The organism is Nostoc sp. 2RC, assembly GCF_014222165.1.
Classification (GTDB): domain Bacteria; phylum Cyanobacteriota; class Cyanobacteriia; order Cyanobacteriales; family Nostocaceae; genus Nostoc; species Nostoc linckia.
Genome location: NZ_JACKZU010000041.1, coordinates 1 through 14,741, shown reverse-complemented (window position 1 = coordinate 14,741; position 14,741 = coordinate 1). Strand labels below are relative to the sequence as shown.

The 14,741-nt window shown below is 41.4% G+C and carries 16 protein-coding genes and 1 pseudogene; 9 read left to right on the top strand and 8 right to left on the bottom strand.

Features of this window, described 5'->3' with window-relative positions; genetic code table 11:
- Positions 1-72: 72 nt before the first annotated feature.
- Positions 73-1,704: a CTP synthase gene (locus GNE10_RS07265; RefSeq protein ID WP_185564283.1), complete on the bottom strand. Its 1,632-nt coding sequence runs from the start codon at positions 1,702-1,704 to the stop codon at positions 73-75.
- A gap of 85 nt (positions 1,705-1,789) precedes the next feature.
- Here GNE10_RS07265 and GNE10_RS07260 point away from each other — a divergent pair, with 85 nt between their 5' ends.
- The 4 genes from GNE10_RS07260 to GNE10_RS07245 all read left to right on the top strand — a co-directional run bounded on the left by GNE10_RS07260 (position 1,790) and on the right by GNE10_RS07245 (position 4,835).
- The gene (locus GNE10_RS07260) at positions 1,790-3,544 is read left to right on the top strand and encodes an N-acetylmuramoyl-L-alanine amidase (RefSeq protein WP_185564282.1); all 1,755 of its coding nucleotides are present in this window, start codon (positions 1,790-1,792) and stop codon (positions 3,542-3,544) included.
- 180 nt (positions 3,545-3,724) lie between these two features.
- Complete coding sequence (locus GNE10_RS07255; RefSeq protein ID WP_185564281.1) at positions 3,725-4,135, top strand: hypothetical protein; 411 nt, start codon at positions 3,725-3,727, stop codon at positions 4,133-4,135.
- An 11-nt stretch (positions 4,136-4,146) separates the two neighbouring features.
- The gene (locus GNE10_RS07250; RefSeq protein ID WP_185564280.1) at positions 4,147-4,590 is read left to right on the top strand and encodes a type II toxin-antitoxin system VapC family toxin; all 444 of its coding nucleotides are present in this window, start codon (positions 4,147-4,149) and stop codon (positions 4,588-4,590) included.
- A 101-nt stretch (positions 4,591-4,691) separates the two neighbouring features.
- Positions 4,692-4,835, top strand: a complete 144-nt coding sequence (locus GNE10_RS07245; protein WP_185564279.1) for a hypothetical protein — start codon at positions 4,692-4,694, stop codon at positions 4,833-4,835.
- A gap of 33 nt (positions 4,836-4,868) precedes the next feature.
- Here GNE10_RS07245 and GNE10_RS07240 read toward each other — a convergent pair whose 3' ends face one another.
- The 4 genes and pseudogenes from GNE10_RS07240 to GNE10_RS07225 all read right to left on the bottom strand — a co-directional run.
- Positions 4,869-5,276 (bottom strand): hypothetical protein, encoded by a 408-nt coding sequence (locus GNE10_RS07240; protein ID WP_185564278.1) that lies wholly within the window; start codon positions 5,274-5,276, stop codon positions 4,869-4,871.
- 2 nt (positions 5,277-5,278) lie between these two features.
- Positions 5,279-6,058 carry a hypothetical protein gene (locus GNE10_RS07235; protein WP_185564277.1) on the bottom strand — a complete coding sequence of 260 codons (780 nt, stop codon included), beginning with the start codon at positions 6,056-6,058 and terminating at the stop codon, positions 5,279-5,281.
- Positions 6,059-6,060: 2 nt separating this feature from the next.
- Positions 6,061-6,963 carry a hypothetical protein gene (locus GNE10_RS07230; RefSeq protein ID WP_185564276.1) on the bottom strand — a complete coding sequence of 301 codons (903 nt, stop codon included), beginning with the start codon at positions 6,961-6,963 and terminating at the stop codon, positions 6,061-6,063.
- Positions 6,964-7,232: 269 nt separating this feature from the next.
- Positions 7,233-7,367 (bottom strand): annotated as a pseudogene (locus GNE10_RS07225) (Uma2 family endonuclease); the annotation flags it as partial.
- A 159-nt stretch (positions 7,368-7,526) separates the two neighbouring features.
- Between GNE10_RS07225 and GNE10_RS07220 the strand changes: the two are divergent.
- Entirely contained in the window at positions 7,527-7,904 is a 378-nt protein-coding gene (locus GNE10_RS07220) for a hypothetical protein (RefSeq protein WP_185564275.1), read from the top strand.
- Positions 7,905-8,069: 165 nt separating this feature from the next.
- On the opposite strand, the gene GNE10_RS07215 is transcribed toward GNE10_RS07220, so the two are convergent.
- Entirely contained in the window at positions 8,070-8,645 is a 576-nt protein-coding gene (locus GNE10_RS07215; protein ID WP_099072137.1) for a pentapeptide repeat-containing protein, read from the bottom strand.
- 525 nt (positions 8,646-9,170) lie between these two features.
- Complete coding sequence (locus tag GNE10_RS07210; RefSeq protein WP_185564274.1) at positions 9,171-10,442, bottom strand: tyrosine-type recombinase/integrase; 1,272 nt, start codon at positions 10,440-10,442, stop codon at positions 9,171-9,173.
- Between the two features lie 70 nt (positions 10,443-10,512).
- Between GNE10_RS07210 and GNE10_RS07205 the strand changes: the two genes are divergently transcribed.
- Complete coding sequence (locus GNE10_RS07205; protein ID WP_185564273.1) at positions 10,513-11,076, top strand: YraN family protein; 564 nt, start codon at positions 10,513-10,515, stop codon at positions 11,074-11,076.
- Positions 11,077-11,146: 70 nt separating this feature from the next.
- On the opposite strand, the gene GNE10_RS07200 is transcribed toward GNE10_RS07205, so the two are convergent.
- Entirely contained in the window at positions 11,147-11,536 is a 390-nt protein-coding gene (locus tag GNE10_RS07200) for a hypothetical protein (RefSeq protein WP_099072915.1), read from the bottom strand.
- Positions 11,537-11,783: 247 nt separating this feature from the next.
- On the opposite strand from GNE10_RS07200, the gene queA reads away from it, so the two are divergent.
- The 3 genes from queA (at position 11,784) to GNE10_RS07185 (ending at position 14,710) form a co-directional block, all read left to right on the top strand.
- Positions 11,784-13,085, top strand: coding sequence for a tRNA preQ1(34) S-adenosylmethionine ribosyltransferase-isomerase QueA (gene queA / locus GNE10_RS07195; protein ID WP_185564272.1), 1,302 nt, complete (start codon positions 11,784-11,786; stop codon positions 13,083-13,085).
- A 156-nt stretch (positions 13,086-13,241) separates the two neighbouring features.
- Positions 13,242-13,379 (top strand): hypothetical protein, encoded by a 138-nt coding sequence (locus tag GNE10_RS07190; protein WP_185564271.1) that lies wholly within the window; start codon positions 13,242-13,244, stop codon positions 13,377-13,379.
- 251 nt (positions 13,380-13,630) lie between these two features.
- Positions 13,631-14,710 (top strand): tetratricopeptide repeat protein, encoded by a 1,080-nt coding sequence (locus tag GNE10_RS07185; RefSeq protein WP_185564270.1) that lies wholly within the window; start codon positions 13,631-13,633, stop codon positions 14,708-14,710.
- Positions 14,711-14,741 lie beyond the last annotated feature (31 nt).

Here is a 14,741-nt window from a genome sequence, read left to right as displayed (position 1 = left end):
TACCCAAGTCCTAAGTTAATGTTGCTATGTGCCGCTTCAAAATTCAAAAAAATAATTATGAATTACGAATTGTTAAGATACCTCCAATGGTGTTGGTGTACCAGAAGTTGACAGAGAAATCGCCGCTTGAATGAATCCTTTAAATAAGGGATGAGGGGTACTAGGACGGGATTGAAATTCGGGATGAAATTGGCAAGCAAGAAAGAATGGATGCTTTGGTAATTCCACAATTTCAACTAAGCGTCCGTCAGGAGAAGTACCACTAATCACATAGCCAGACTTTAACAACAAATCGCGGTAAGCGTTGTTGAATTCATAGCGATGTCGATGTCGTTCATAAATTACATCTTCTTGATAAAGCTTAAAGGCCAGAGTATCAGGGAGAACACGACAAGGATACAGTCCCAAGCGCATTGTACCCCCTAAATCCACCACTTCTTGTTGTTCTGGTAATAAATTAATTACCGGGTCAGTGGTATAAGCGTCAAATTCAGCACTATTGGCGTCTGTCAATCCCCCTATATTCCTCGCCCATTCAATCACGCAACATTGCATTCCCAGGCATAAACCCAAGAAAGGAATTTGGCGATTCCGGGCATATTTAATCGCAGCAATTTTGCCATCTACTCCCCTGAGTCCAAAACCTCCAGGGACAACTATGCCGTCTACACCCTCAAGGTGGGTTTCGGCGGGTTCAGTTTCCAAAAGTTCAGAGTTTATCCAACGCAGGCGCAGTTTGCCATAGGTAGAGATTGCAGCATGGTTGAGTGCTTCCACTACAGATAAGTAAGCATCACTTAACTGCACATATTTACCGACAATGGCGATTTCTATTTCGTGTTTAGGGCTATGTAAGCGTTTTACCAGGGTTTGCCACTGGGTTAGATCTGGTGTCCGCTGTTCCATTTGCAGTAAGTCTAGTACTTGTTCTGCCAGTCCTTCCCATTCCAGATTCAACGGTACTTCGTAGATACTTTTGGCATCTTGGGAGGTGATGACGCATTCTTCCGGCACATCACAAAATCCCGACAGTTTTTGCTTTAACTTTGCCGATAGTGGGCGATCGCTCCGACAAACTAAAATATCTGGTTGAATACCAATAGATCGCAGTTCCTTGACTGAATGCTGTGTTGGCTTGGTTTTCATCTCACCCGCAGAAGCAATCCACGGCACCAGCGTTACGTGCATGTATAATACATTCTGCCGCCCCACTTCTTTACGGAACTGACGAATTGCTTCCAAAAACGGCAAGGATTCAATATCTCCCACAGTACCACCAATCTCTGTAATCACCACAGATGGATTTGTACTTTTAGCAACTCTTAGAATTCGCTCTTTAATTTCATTCGTGATGTGGGGAATTACCTGTACTGTGCCGCCTTCATAGTCTCCGCGTCGCTCTTTATTAATGACTGCTTGGTAAATTGAGCCAGTAGTCACACTGTTTAATCGCGACATTGAAGTGTCAGTAAAGCGTTCGTAATGTCCCAAATCCAGATCTGTCTCGGCACCATCTTGGGTAACGAACACTTCCCCATGCTGAAACGGACTCATCGTCCCAGGATCTATATTGATATAAGGGTCGAGTTTGAGAATCGACACTGAATATTCCCGCGATTTGAGCAAACGCCCTAGACTTGCTGCTACAATGCCTTTGCCAATACTGGAGACTACGCCTCCAGTTACAAAGATAAACTTAGTCATAGTAGTTTGAATTTCTAACAACTTCTAAAAATACATCCCGTAATTGTGCCATAGTGACTGTGGTTAAATCTTCCGCACTCTTGCTGTGAAAAAGCTCTTAGGATTAGTAATATTAGGCTGTATCCTCACCTCCTCCTTAGCCTTGGCAGAACCATCTGTTCTAATCGTTTTTCCTCAGACAAACTACCAAACAAGTGCCGAAAAAATCTTTTTTCTGGGCACAGCACCACCAGATGGACAAGTCTCCATCGATGGTAAGCCAATTAACCGCAGCAAAGCTGGTCATTTTTCTCCAAGTTTACCCTTGCAGTTGGGAGAGAATCTGTTTACTGTGCGTTACCGCAATCGAGAACTCCAGATTAAGGTGACAAGGGTTGCCACTTTGCCTGAACTTCCACAGGGGTTAGCCTTTGCGAAAGATTCTCTGACTCCAGCAGCTGACATTGCCAGACTACCAGAAGAACTTATTTGTTTTAGCGCGATCGCACCCCCGAACGCCAGTGTATCTGTCTACCTGGCTAATCAAACTGTTGCCCTTTTGCCCCAACCCCAGCAAGCCCAACTACCAAATAATTTGGCAGCTTTGACGGGACAAAATCAGCCTCATGGCCAGTCTAGCGTAGGCAGCTATAAAGGTTGCACCACTGTGGCAACTCCTGGCGATCTGGGACAACCCCAGTTTCAACTGACCCTCAACGGTAAGACAATAACTCAACCAGGAAATGGTAAGATTCAAATCCTTTCCAAGACAGAGTTACCAGTTGCCCAGGTGACAGTAGACGCAGGTGTAGCACGCACTGGCCCTAGTACCGATTATTCTCGACTTACACCATTGCCCAAAGGCACGCGAGCAACGGTTACAGGTAAGGAAGGTGAATGGTTGCGCCTAGACTATGGAGCTTGGATTAATAGTCAGGAAACCCGCACTCTACCCGGTGCAGTTCCGCCACAAACAATAATTCGCAGCGTCGGATACCGTCAACTCCCTGGTGTTACAGAGATTGTTTTCCCCTTACAAGTCCCCGTACCTGTGAGCGTACAACAGAGCGATCGCACTTTTAGTCTCACTCTCTACAATACTACTGCCCAAACCGATATTATTCGCTTGGACGACGACCCCCTGATTTCTCGCCTAGATTGGCAACAGGAGACACTAGAACGAGTAAAATACACCTTTAACCTCAAAAAAGCTCAACAGTGGGGATATAAGCTAAGATACGACGGTACAACCCTGGTTTTAGCTTTGCGTCATCCGCCTAAAATTGGGAACACAAAACGCAAGCCTTTAGCTAATCTCAAGATTTTACTAGATCCAGGGCATGGAGGTAAAGAATCTGGTGCCAGTGGGCCAACTGGATATTTAGAAAAAGATGTCAATTTGGTGGTATCGAAGTTGTTACGGGATGAGTTGGTCAAGCGAGGAGCAACAGTGGTGATGACACGGGAGGAGGACAAGGAAGTTTCTTTAGTAGAACGTCAAGCAATTATTAGTCAAGAAGAACCAGCGATCGCTATTTCTATACATCACAATTCTCTACCCGATAATGGCGATGCCGAAAAAACCAAGGGATTCGGCAGTTTTTGGTATCATCCCCAAGCCCACAGCCTAGCGATATTTTTACAAAATTATGTAGTCAAAAATCTCGGTAGACCAGACTATGGCGTGTTTTGGAATAACCTGGCGCTGACACGTCCAGCCGCCGCCCCATCAGTGTTATTGGAATTGGGTTTTATGAGCAATCCCGATGAATTTGAACAGGTGGTGAACCCAGAAGAACAGAAAAAAATGGCAAAAGCGATCGCTCAAGGTATTACTGAGTGGTTTAGGAGTGTTAAATAAATTCGGATAACTAGAGTTATACTCTCATTGAATTTGGTAGAGGGCGATTAGCTAGTTTCTGCTCAATGTTGCGATCGGTCTTTGTTCAAGCTTTTTGACTTTTATGGTGTGTTGTCAAAACCATACCTACTGTAGCAATCAAGTAAAATGAAATTTTCAGTTGTTCCTGCGAGGTGTCAGATGACTATCTTTGATCGCCGCCGTCAACTTCAACAACAGATTGCTCAACTTCCAGATGACCAATTGACTCAGGTTGAGCAATACATAGCATTTCTTGTTTTTCAGAAAACAGTTCCATCTCAATCACAAGTGACCAAATCACCTTCCACTGGGGCTTCGATTCTGGCATCTTTAGAGCAAGCACACACTCCGCCCGATTCTCCTCTGGAGGATGAGACTTTAACAGAACCACCTGAAGATTTTGCTGCTAAGATCGCTGAAATAAAACAACGTGGCGATCGTTCTCAATCTGTTATCCGACGAGGTTCTACAGGTCAAGACTTGCTCGAATTTGCTGGTACTTGGCATGGAGACGATCTAGAGGAGTGCCTAGCATTTCTTGATGCAACTCGCTCAAAAGCGAAGTTTTAAGCCAATAATTTATGTATTTGTTGGATACTAATCACTGTAGTTATCTCATTAACAACAATCCTCAAGTTGTTGCAACTGCTCAAAGGTATGCTCAAGATCCTTTTGGGATTAGCATCATTAGCTATGGTGAGTTGCTCTATATGACAGAAAAATCAGAGCGTCGAGAAATGAATTTACAAGTAGTTCAAGCATTCTTGGCAGAGATTGATATCTATCTGATCGACAAAGAAATAGCTGAGATATATAGTCAACTGAAGAATCGTATTTTTGATCAATTTGCCCCAAAAGAAAAAAACAAACGTCGCAGTATCCGCATTCAGAATCTCGGTTTTGATGATAACGATCTATGGATCGCCGCAACAGCAATTTATCATAATATTACTCTCGTTTCTGCTGATAGCGACTTCACTAGGATTCAGCAAGTTTACAGCTTTTCAGTCGAATCCTGGATTTAATTGCTTTACCTAGTATGCTGAACTAATAAATTAAGTTAAGTGCCAATTTAATAAATATCGCTATTTGTTAGCTAGTTCCTGCTCAATATTCCGATCGGTCTTTGTTCAAGCTTTTTGACTTTTATAATCTATTGCCAAGCATAGCACTTAGTGTCAATAAAATTATTCCAGAAATGCGATCGCAGCTACTCGATATTAATGGTGAGATGCGATCGCGCTTTTTTATCAATTTACTCTATTGGTAAACCTAAGTTTGCAAGAAATTTTTTACACTATATTTAAAATGACCATTCATGTTCTGGATCATCGAGAGCTGCTCTGACTGATGTTATATCTGCAAAGTCTTTAAATGGGCTGGATTTAGCGAGTTCTATAATGGAATGCAGGAATAAATTTAATTGGTTATTATCACCCTGCGCTATTGCCTGATCGACTTTTTCAAATAGAAAGCGAAAATTATTAGCTCGTTCGTCAAATGATCTTTCAAGATACCTTATCAGAACATCACGATCAGCTTGAATCTGGGCAATTGTTGTTGTTTCCCAAGCTTCAATGCCGCGCCTTTTAGTCTTCTCTTCCTCTGCAACTATCTTGTAATCGGTGTAGGCTTGAACGATAGAGTGTAAGTATTGAGCAGTATCTGTACCTGCACCCAATACTTCTACAGCAACTTTCTTAGTTATCATGTCTATTTACCTGATAGGGTGCGGTATTTTTCTAAGATGGTCACAGTGCCAAGGTTAAGTTTTCTCTCACTGTTCAAGACTGGGGTTTTCAAAATTTCTATAATTCCCTTGATGAGAAGTGCTACCTGTTGAAACTTTTCAGCATCTCTGTTTGAATCAAAAGGTTGAGATTCAAGTACATGAAAATATTTAAGTGTAATACTATTGATTGACTCTAGCTCATTCTTCAAATAATGAATCCTCTGTTTAAGCTGCATCGCATAATCTAAAGCATCACAAATATCACTTTTAAATTGATTAATTTTTGCTTCGTATTCAGCATCAGCATCTATTGTTTGGTTAAGCATAACGCTACCAATCACTAAGACTGGAATTATTGCAGCACTTCCTAGAAGAACAGCCCCAAGAACTACGCCACCACCGCCTGCTGCAAGTGAGCCACCACCTAGCCATGCTAACATTGGAAATCCACCATATTTTGCTGCTGTTTTAGCAGCTCTCATACCTCCCTTTAAATAATCTGTAAACTCGTCTGTTTTTAGATTTTGAGTTTCATAATTTTGAATTGGTAGAACTAAAAATTCTAAACCATCGAAAATTAGATTTTCACTTTGGGAAACCTGCCGTCCTGTACACCGAATAAACTCAACAAATTTATTTATTGTACCCAAAATTACATTGATTTGGACTTGACTATAATCCCGTGCTAGCTTGTTGATAGCTTCTTCTTCTATTCTTAACTTTTCAATAGCTTGTTGATATCCTCCAAATATATCACTCACGTCTATTTACCTGGTAGGATGCGGTATTTTTCTAAGATGGTCACCGTGCCAAGGTTAAGTTTTCCCTCACTGTTCAAGACTGGGGTTTTCAAAATTTCTACAAGTCCCTTCATGAGAAGCCCTACCTGTTGAAACTTCTCAGCATCTCTGTTTGAATCAAAAGGTTCAGATTCAAGTTCGTTCAGTCCTTCAACAGCAAGAGTGTTTAGGGATTCAAAAACACCTTTTAACTCAGTAATGCGCTGTTTTACTTGTTGTGAATATTCTTCGGCAGCGTTAATTTCAGTAATCGCTTTATTGACTTTGGCTACATATTCCCGTGCCTTGGTCATGGCTTTCTCACCTTCACGAGCCGCAAAAAAGCCACCAATAGCCAAGGCTGGAATAGCAGTGATACCACCTAGCACCCAAACACCAACAGCCATACCACCGCCACCAGCTGCAACTGCCCCACCGCCAAACCATGCCAGCATTGCATTTGTAGCGGCGGCTCCACTAAGGCTTGAGATAGCTGTTCCGGTGCTTGCTACTCCTATAGAGGTAGCAACACCAATAGCACTACTGTAACCGGCTGCTGCGGCTCCAGCGGCTTTAGCACCAGCCATAAAATACTGTTCTGCTGCTACGGCAGCAGCTTTATATTCTTGTATCTGCTGAACTGAAAAGTCTAGACCCTCTAAAAGTCGCTTCTCGTTTTCAGAAGCTTTCCTACCAGTGCGTTCAACAAAGTCAACAAACCGCTTAATCGTGTCTTTTATGACCTGGAGTTGGAGTTGACCATACTCCTCTGCTAAGTTGTTTGTAGCTTCTTCCTCGATTTTCAACCATTCAATAGCACGTTCATATCGCTCTTGAGCGCCTTTAGCAAGTTCATTAGCTTTCTGACCAGGGTAAAATGAAACCACTAACTAAATGCTCCTAATTATTAGCCATAAATGATTTCATCATCCTCGCTGCCGTCTTTTAACGTCTTCCGCATGATTACCAGGGTTTGACACTTTCATTAAGAAAGTTCACAAACTATAAGAGGTTTTGATGCCGTTTATGCAGTTGGTAGTACATTGGTCAGGACGGCATAGTGATAGACGGTACTGTGGTTGGACTTCAACCTGAGTAAGTTAGTCTACATCTGGGTCGATACCCATTGCTCGGAGGCGTTCTGCTAATTGTGCAGCCTAATTGAGTCTGTGAGAATGATAGTTTGGGGATGCTCTTGAAAATTTGTCACAAACGTACCATCAGACTCTGGTAGTTGAGTATGATCGGGAAACTGAGGCGGGATGGCAATATCAGCAAGTGTTTCACTCATGCTTGTCTTAATGACAAATTTATCTAATGCTTTACGCTTGCCATAAGGTATTAGAAGTTAGTATAACACCTTGCTATATCTTGATTTCAGTGCTTTTACCCTGCCAGAATCCTTTGGATTGCGGGTAGAAATATATGAAATCTTATATTTTTAAAGTTTATGTCTTTTAAAATAGGCTCCATTGTGGGAGCGATCGCTATTTTATTGAATAGTGGCGCAGCCATCGCCCAAGATGCACAAAGGTATGTTACTGTAGGTCACGATAAATTAGGAAATGACATAGCCCTAGACACAAGAACTATTGAGGGCACAAGATACAAACTTTACGGCATCTATGGAGATGGTATCTTCGAGACTACATTCGATGCATCATGTACGGAATCGCGGCTTTTTCTCAATCGCATAGTCATTTACGGCTCACAAGGACAGCTACTCCAAGAAGATGACGAAAAAGGAGAAATACCTTTTGTCGCAGACTCTTCACCAGGTAAAGGAATGCAATTTGTCTGCGAAAAGATTGGCGCTCGTGGTTGGTAAGGGAGTGGGGAGTTGGGAGTGAGGAGTGAGGAGTGAGGAGTGGGGAGTTGGGAGTTGGGAGTTAGCCAGTTTTTTCTCCGTCATCTTCCTCATCTCCCACCCTGCGGGTTTGCGCTAGCGTCTCCCAAAGAGAAGCTAAAGCTACATCTCCCTCATCCCTACTTTTTATGGACAAAACAACGTATCACGCGTATCTCGTCCTGTAACCGGGTTAGTGCCTTTAGCGACTTTGCACAATTTTTTTTGTTCATCTGGACGCAGTAGCACATCGGTGAAATCTGCTCCGTCAATGATTGCACCATCAAATTTGGTGTTAGCAGCAAACGCCCCCTCTAAAACTGCATTTGTTAAGTTTGTTTTAATCAGGCGAGCTGAGTCTAGTGTGGCATTTGTCAAATCAGCTCCTTCCAAATTCGCGGACTCCAGATTTGCTGCAAAGAAACTGACACCGCTTAAATTAGAATTACTGAAGTTGCTTTGACGAAGATTAGCTTTTGTGAAGCTGGAATCTGTTAAATCACGTCCGGAAAAATCAGCTTCCACCAAAATTTCTTTATTGTATTCCAGTGCCAAAGCTCCGGGAGCAAAACCGATGGTTGCTGTGAGGCCAACTATTCCCCAAACAAATAAGCTGAGTATGGTTGCCCAAATCAAATAATATCTTCTACGCTTCAATTGCAACTCATTATGGGATGAGCTTAATTGAGAAACTTTTATGCGATCGCTTAACCTAGAATTCATGGAATTCATGATGTTTTTAGTCAATGACTAACCTTCCTCCATCTCATTATCTTAAAACTGGTCAATAATTAGTAAAAGGTTCCTAATATCAATACTTTCAAACTACTATCTCTTAATTTCTACTAACTTTCTAGTATTTAACCCTTTTTAGTACATCTGAACTAGCATCTCAGGGTGATTAACTGTCTAGTAATTTTCTAATCTGATTTTGTAAATCAATTGACTGATATTCAACAGTGAGAGAGCAAATTCATCTCTATTCTACATATCTAAAGTTATTAGATAACTTGTAAACAAGTTTCACTAACAAGGGTAGACACGAATGTAATGTACCTTCCAGTCGCTCACTACCTGGCTTGAATTCGTTACATAATCAAAACAATGTGAGCGATCGCAATCTATCAACCTTTTTTATTCCTCTTGATTTAGTTACATATTCAAATTAAAGTAATGAAAGCTATACAGAATAAGGGTTATAACTAAATACCTGATTGAGGTTGTTGGATAAATTGGGGGAAGATGGGTTTATATGTCTGGTAGTAGTCGTTCTTTATCTAGCTGTAAGTAGTGCTTGATTATTATTTCAACACTGTTACCACAACTATCAGCTAATAATGCTAAGTCAGCACCATTATTAGCCATAATGGTAATAAAAGTATGCCTAGTAGCATAAGCTTTTAAATATTTAATTTCACCTTCCTTTGCTAATCTAGCTACAGCGCCAAGATATTTGTAATGTTTTCCATGATTAGTATATCCCCCACCTAACCATGCAGCTTTTAATATTGCTGTAGACATTTGTTTTCCTGTTGAAGTTTTAAATACTAAATCATCTGGATTACAATTATTATCCTTGAGGGAGTTTAATACCTTCTGAAGTCGTGTTAGTCCCTTCATTTTAAAAATTCTGGTAGTATCGGTTTTGGTTGATTGTGTTTCACGAATTTCAGACGCAAAGCTTTCGTCAAAGACTATCCATCCAGTCTCAAATTTAATATCCTTCCATTGCAAAGCGAACGCTTCACCATGTCTACACCCAGTAAGGAATAAGAATTCAATCAATGGGGCAATATGTTTTTCACTGTTTTTATCAGATTGATAAAATTTTTCAATTATCAAGTCTCTTTCTTCTATTGAATAAGCTTTGTAATCCTCTTCATCTTTCAATTGTCGTGATTTTTTTGGTACTTTGTAAGCGTCTTTAATTTCATCAAAATAATCTTCTATTATTAACCCTTTTTTTATCGCTCTTTTACTTAATGTACTTAAGACACATAATAAATTTCTGGTAGTAGTTCTGTTGGCTTTCTTTTTGTTCAATGCTTCAAAAATTTCATTTGCTAGGTTACTGTTTAAAGGTTTATCTAGAAATGGTTTTAATAAAGCCGTGTAAGTACGAATATACATTCCTTGGTAAGTAGTTTTTTTGACGCGACTACGCTTCCATTCCAGAAACTCTTCCCACAGTTCCCCTAACTTCGGCAATGGTTTTGCGGTCGGTAACTGGGTAACTGTAGCTAGCATCGGCTTTATATCCAGATACTTAGCAAGGGTAGGGTCAAACAGTCCCCCGTCTGGATGGTCAATATCAGCTTGTATCCGTCTGGCTATTCCTTCAGCCCATTGTTGATTCTCTGGTGTATCGTTTCTACTCAGTCCTTTATAGAATTGCTTTTTGTCGTAAAATTTACGACTTATACGTGTACTAAACTGCAAGCGTAGAGAACCCTTGTCTACACCTATGTTTACATCAGCTAATTTCTTGGAAGCCTTGCTATCACGTTGCTTTGAGTACATCTAGTAATTTTCTAGTAAATTGAGGCGATTAAAGTTGTTAAATAACTATATAATACTGGATTATATTATTATGAAATATTTTAAAAGAGGTCATTTTGGAGAAGACTTAGTAGCCCAATGGTTGCAATCTACAGGTTGGGTAATTCTACATCGTCGCTTTTCCTGCCGTTGGGGAGAAATTGATATTATCGCCGAATATTGCGAGGGAACTGGGAAGATGGGGACATGGGGACATGGGGAGATGAGGAGACAAGGAGACAAAGACAATAATTCCTCACTCCTAACTCCTAACTCTCCACTCCGTACTCCCCAGCCAATATTGTCATTTGTGGAAGTCAAAACCCGTAGTTTTGGCAGTTGGGATGCGGGAGGAAGAAGCGCAATTACCCCGCAAAAGCAAAGCAAAATTTCCCGCACAGCGGGAATGTTTTTAGCCCAATACCCTGAAAAAGCAGATTATTCCTGCCGATTTGATGTTGCCATTGTCTCTTGTCGCGAAATATCAAAAAACGTAACTGGGGTTACAGGTACTCAAGAAGCTCTCGCTACTTCGTCAGCAGCCGGATATGAGTATAGGCTGCAAGAATACATTCTTGCAGCTTTCGATTGTTTAATTGATAATGACAATGGTTAATCGGTAACGGATAAAATATTTTGATTACCAATGACCAATAATTTTGTACTATGGTGATAACCAAATCGGATCACGCCAAAGTTTCTGGACAGTAGCCTAAGCCCCGGACAAATTGTTGCCGGAAAGCCTCGATTTCATCTCTCTCTGGACTACCATGAGAGACGATCGCTACTTGATAGCGACGCATCACATCTACTGGACACTGTCCGGCTTCCAAACTCCAAAGTGCCATCTGTACCCTCATTGGCGGTTCGTAGCTAATTCCTAATTCATTTAGAAAAGCCCGAAAGTCACCATCTTCTTGAGGCGAGACTTGACTTTTGAGTTTGATCCTAACCACCCAGCCATCAATTTGATGAATTACAGTGACGAACGAAACAGGTGTTTGGGGTCTGGCGTGCAGGTATTGAACGACCCTCAGAGTTAGACTGGCATTAGCCAAATAATACAAGTATTCCATGTTTTGTTGATGCTTGGGATCAAAGCCAATCCTACATATCTATATTCCTAAATCTATGCTTGTTCCCGGTAGGGTAAAAGCCCCCGTTTTTGGATGGGGAGGTTTACCCAATTCTAATGTTGATTTTTGCGTGTTACCTAATAATATGTATCTTTTGGAGTAAAAATAAAAATCAGCAGTAATGTCATGGAGTATCTATAAGCGTAAGCTCTAATTCATTTTTTTAAAGCAGTATAAATACTAATATATGAAGCAAGAAATGTCACAAATTCATCTAAACAATAATTTTAGTTCACAAACAAAAGATTTGGAATTAGATTGTTCTGTAGCTGGATATGACTATGAACTACCTCCAGAATTAATTGCTCAAAACCCAGTATTTCCTAGAGATAGCTCGCAATTACTGGTGGTTGATTCTCCCAATACAGGCATGGAAACACCACCTCTAAACCACATTTTCCGCGATTTACCTGCACTGTTGCGGTGTGGTGATTTGTTGGTGATGAATAATACAAAAGTTATTCCAGCCCGACTTTATGGTCATAAATCCACTGGTGCCCAAATTGAAGTTTTGCTGTTGGAAGAAAGGCAAGATAACTGTTGGTTGGCTTTAGTTAAGCCAGGAAAACGCTTTAAGCAGGGAGCGAGGATTGTTTTTGATGTCAGGGGAGCGAGGGAAGAGGACGCGGGGACAGGGGGACAGGGAGACGCGGGGAATGGAAAACCCAGAACTGACCAGAGGGAAAATTCCTCTCCTGCATACCCTACTCTGAGTACCTCAGTTTCTTCTTTCTCCGTGTCAGAGCGTCTCTCCGTCCCCGTGTCCTCTCCTTATCTCACCGCTACTGTTTTAGAAACAGACGCCGCTACTGGGGGACGTTTGTTGCAATTTGATGTGCCAGAAGGAAAATCTTTGGTGCAACTGTTAGAGGTTTTTGGTGAAGTGCCGTTACCGCCGTATATTACTGCTTCGGCTGCTGGTGATGAACAGTATCAAACAGTTTATGCCCAAAAGCCAGGAGCGATCGCAGCTCCCACAGCAGGATTACACTTTACCCCAGAATTATTACAAAAGTTGCGCGATCGCCAAATTAATCAAGCTTTTGTTACGCTACATGTCGGCGTAGGCACATTTCGCCCTGTGGAAGTGGAGGACGTAACTACCCATCAAATGCATGAAGAATGGATTGAAGTTCCCGCCACTACAGTAGAGCAAATCCGTGCCACTAAAGCTGCTGGCGGTAGGATTATTGCTGTGGGGACAACGGTAGTACGCGCTTTAGAAGGGGCGGCTCAATCTGGAAATTTAGAACCATTTTGTGGTAAGACAAACTTGTTTATTTATCCTGGTTACCAATGGCGGGTAGTTGATGGTTTAATTACGAATTTTCACTTGCCACGTTCGAGTTTATTAATGTTGGTTAGTGCCCTCATTGGTAGACAAAGGTTATTGAATATATATAAACAAGCCATCGCTTCTCAATATCGTTTCTATTCCTTCGGTGATGCCATGCTGATTTTACCGGAAGCTGTAGGACATACAATTTGAATAAAGGCAACAGGCAACAGGAACTCTTTTTTATGGCGTTTTAGACTTCAGTCGATGCAAATGAATTTACAATCTACTGGTCTATCGCATTAATTTTACTGGGTTAATAAACGAACCGCAAAGGACGCAAAGAGCGCAAAGGAAGAAAAATTAAGAATGAGTTTACCCCTCGTAACTAATGCGATGAAACACTACTGGTCTGTCCCATTAATTTTGCACGGTAAACTCATTCTCTGCGTTCTCTGCGCCTCTGTGGTAGCCTGCGGCAAGCCGCTACGCGTCTACGTTCCTTAACCCACAAAGTACGCATTAGCGTAGCGTCTCGTAGAGAAGAAGGCAAAGTAAAATTGAGTCTTTTCACGCAATATTACAGATTTTTGCGAATATTTCGGCTCAATACCTAATTTTCCTCAAATTGAAAATCCAAAATCCAAAATCTAAAATTGCCTCAGTTGGGAATTAAAACTTGAGAATTTGGAATTTTTTTTGGCGTGGTGGGTACTCTGACTTATGAGGAGTTAAAAATAATTACAGGTCTGGTATTCATGTCTAAAAAATACCTATTTTCTCGGTGGTTACATTTATTTTTGCAAGTGACACTATTTGGTTGTTCTGCATTTTTGGTTTTGGTTGCACCCACAATTATTAATTCTCCATCAAGCAAGCTGCTAGCACAAAAGGCAATTTCTCAGGACTTAGAAGCAGCAAGCTTTTTCCAACAGGGAGTGATGCGTTATAACCGCAACGATTTACAGGGTGCAGAATACGCCTTTCGCCAAGCGTTGCAGAAAGACTTTAACCTGAGTGCAGCGCGAAACTATCTAGGTAATATATTCTTGCAGCAAAATCGATTCGATGAGGCTGTGCAAGAATATGCAGAGGCGATTAAAATCAATCCGAATTTTAGTGAAGCTTATTATAACTTGGGGTTAGTATTGCATCGACAAGGAGAAAAACAGGCAGCGATTACAGCTTATCGCCAAAGCTTAGTAATTAATCCGACAAACCCCACAACTTTATATAATTTGGGTTTGGTATTGTACGAACAAGGACAGTTACAAGAAGCGATCGCTACATATCAACAAGCAATTAATCTCGATAACAGCAACGCCAACGCTTATTTTAACTTAGCCATTGCCTTGCAGCAGCAGGGAAATATAGAGATGGCGATCGCTACCTATCGCCAAGCCTTAGAGCTAGACCCCAAAAATGCCACAGCCTACAACAATATGGCAAGTTTGCTAGCAATTCACGGTCAACCTGCTGAAGCGATTTCCGTTTATCGGCAAGCCATTCGCCAAAATCCCAAAAATGCCTCGGCTTACTATAACTTAGGAGTAACTTTATATAATCAGGGCGACATCAAAAAAGCCAACGGAGCCTTAAAACGCGCCCATAATGAATATCGTCAGCAAGGCAATATCGAACAAGCCGAGAAAATTGAACAACTAATGCAGCAAATTGCCCAAAAAAGAGAGCAACAGCAACCTCAAGCCAATCAAACTGCTACCCCCTCGCCAACACCCCCATCAGAGACGCAAAATCAACCAGAAACTCCCGCTAGCTCCAGTGATATACCTGTTTCCGCCGAATCACAGTCTGGTTCAACCAGTTTTGGACAGTGAAGAAGTGAGAGTGGGGGATGGGGAGATGGGG

Bases quoted from the DNA above. Each gene is read 5' to 3' on its own strand.
- GNE10_RS07265 (WP_185564283.1), bottom strand. From the start codon at position 1,704: ATGACTAAGTTTATCTTTGTAACTGGAGGCGTAGTCTCCAGTATTGGC.
- GNE10_RS07255 (WP_185564281.1), top strand. From the start codon at position 3,725: ATGACTATCTTTGATCGCCGCCGTCAACTTCAACAACAGATTGCTCAA.
- GNE10_RS07250 (WP_185564280.1), top strand. From the start codon at position 4,147: ATGTATTTGTTGGATACTAATCACTGTAGTTATCTCATTAACAACAAT.
- GNE10_RS07240 (WP_185564278.1), bottom strand. From the start codon at position 5,276: ATGATAACTAAGAAAGTTGCTGTAGAAGTATTGGGTGCAGGTACAGAT.
- GNE10_RS07220 (WP_185564275.1), top strand. From the start codon at position 7,527: ATGTCTTTTAAAATAGGCTCCATTGTGGGAGCGATCGCTATTTTATTG.
- GNE10_RS07215 (WP_099072137.1), bottom strand. From the start codon at position 8,645: ATGAATTCTAGGTTAAGCGATCGCATAAAAGTTTCTCAATTAAGCTCA.
- GNE10_RS07210 (WP_185564274.1), bottom strand. From the start codon at position 10,442: ATGTACTCAAAGCAACGTGATAGCAAGGCTTCCAAGAAATTAGCTGAT.
- GNE10_RS07205 (WP_185564273.1), top strand. From the start codon at position 10,513: ATGAAATATTTTAAAAGAGGTCATTTTGGAGAAGACTTAGTAGCCCAA.
- GNE10_RS07200 (WP_099072915.1), bottom strand. From the start codon at position 11,536: ATGGAATACTTGTATTATTTGGCTAATGCCAGTCTAACTCTGAGGGTC.
- queA (WP_185564272.1), top strand. From the start codon at position 11,784: ATGAAGCAAGAAATGTCACAAATTCATCTAAACAATAATTTTAGTTCA.
- GNE10_RS07190 (WP_185564271.1), top strand. From the start codon at position 13,242: ATGAGTTTACCCCTCGTAACTAATGCGATGAAACACTACTGGTCTGTC.
- GNE10_RS07185 (WP_185564270.1), top strand. From the start codon at position 13,631: ATGTCTAAAAAATACCTATTTTCTCGGTGGTTACATTTATTTTTGCAA.